Source organism: Pseudobutyrivibrio xylanivorans DSM 14809 (genome assembly GCF_900141825.1).
Classification (GTDB): domain Bacteria; phylum Bacillota; class Clostridia; order Lachnospirales; family Lachnospiraceae; genus Pseudobutyrivibrio; species Pseudobutyrivibrio xylanivorans.
In genome coordinates this window covers 1-1806 of record NZ_FQYQ01000054.1, presented here as the reverse complement: position 1 = coordinate 1806, position 1806 = coordinate 1, and the positions used below count along the sequence as shown (strand labels likewise).

Below are 1806 nucleotides of genomic sequence, written 5' to 3'. Positions count from 1 at the left end.
CCTCCCATATTAATCTTGTTTTATCTCTTGTTAACTCACTTTTTCTCACTTTTTCATAGTCACATAGATGAAGCTATCTAAGTCCATGCCATTCCCCACGGCCAAAACTACGGATATACAGGTATTTGGGGTGCACTTAATAAGACGTCGTCTTATTATCACTATGATTGGCCCTTCTTATCCCCAAGTCCTTACGGCAGCCTAACCTCCCATGTCATACGGGATCACCTGATTCCAGGGTCCTTAATTCCTTCGTTCTGCTTATCCATAAAGGGGCGTCATTATGCTCCCTCGCTGAGTCGATGCTCTGATGGAAAAAAATCCGACTACGGCTCTCTATGTTGTTTAAAAAGTTTCTGCTTATTCCAGCACCTTTCGGCGGACGTCTTCCTGAAATTTACAGTTGTTTTCTTATGCTGCTACAGGCTGCCTATGTATATCCGACATCATCTTGGCTGGATCATAGGTCACACCTTTAGTTAAAATTGCAAAGAAAACTCTTATCAGCTTACAGCTGATTGCAATCACTGATTGCTTCCTTTTTAAAGGATTCTGTGCTCTTGTTGTGTAATACTTATGCAGTGCTTTGAATTCTGGATTTGTAGCTATTAAAGGGATTGCTGCATTGAACAGCACAGCTCGTAGCTTACTTCGACCTCTTTTACTTATGGTCGTTTGTCCCTTATGCTTTCCTGAACTATTCTCTCTAAGAGAAAGCCCTGCAAGCTTTTGTATCTGCCGTGGTGAATCGAAACGTCTTACGTCACCAACTTCAGCCAAGAATCCAGCAACAGTGATTAATCCTATACCTTTAATGGCAAGCAGTTGCTCGCTTTCAGGTATCTTCTTACACAAGCTTTCTATCTCTTCCATGATGGAATTTAGCTGTGTCATTTTGTAATCATAATCCTCAAGCATCATCTTCATCTCAAACTCTGCTGCGGTAGTTCCCTTCTTCAGACCGATACTTCTTTTTGCTGTTTCCCACAGAGTCTCCGCTCTTTTCTTTCCAACAGCTCTAAGCTTTACTTCTCTCCAAATCTGGTCTATACCCTCAGGTCCAAGATTTACTATTGCTTCAGGCGTACATGCCTTTCGCAACACCAGCATGCTACTTTCTGATTCATAATCCCTGAAAACATCTTTATATTCAGGGAAATATATGGCAAACCATCTTGCAATGCGATTTTTAATCTGGGTAAGTTCCCTAATGATTCGCTTACGATTGGTTGTCAACACTCTTAAATCTGCATAAACACCGTCTGGTGTATATGGAGCAGAATATCGTCCTTCAATAACAAGCTTTGCTATTACCTTAGGATCTTTGCAATCATTTTTACTTTGGCTGTTATCATCCAGTTCCTTGGTCTGCTTTACCGCATAAGGGTTAACCATAACCAGTAGGATGCCTCCATCCTCAAGATAAGCGCCAAGGTCAAACCAGTAATGACCAGTTGGCTCAATTCCTACTATCACATCTGACTTATTGTTTTTATTTAGTAACCACTGCATCCAATTCTTGAAGCTATCAAAACCTTCTCGACTGTTGCTAAACTTAAAAACTTTACCTAGTTCAATGCCTCTCCAATCAAAGGCTCTGGCATAATGTGTAGTACTTCCTATATCAATTCCAACTACCAAAGTTGATTCTTTTACTTGATTGATTCTCTCATTCTGCTTACAATTCATTTGTGGGTGTCTCCTTTGAACAATGATTTTTATTAACCGGCAAGTTAACAATCATTATTCTATGAGAGGCACTCATTTTTTACAAACCTGATATTTTTACCCTAACAGGAATGCTCC

General features: G+C 40.1%; 1 protein-coding gene. It reads right to left on the bottom strand.

Annotation, left to right across the window (positions count from 1 at the left end; translation table 11 throughout):
* Window positions 1-411 precede the first annotated feature (411 nt).
* Window positions 412-1689 (bottom strand): IS110 family RNA-guided transposase, encoded by a 1278-nt coding sequence (locus BUA88_RS15790; RefSeq protein ID WP_072919722.1) that lies wholly within the window; start codon window positions 1687-1689, stop codon window positions 412-414.
* Between the last annotated feature and the right edge of the window lie 117 nt (window positions 1690-1806).

Excerpts from the sequence above, each read along its gene's own strand:
- BUA88_RS15790 (WP_072919722.1), bottom strand. The coding sequence starts at position 1,689 with ATGAATTGTAAGCAGAATGAGAGAATCAATCAAGTAAAAGAATCAACT.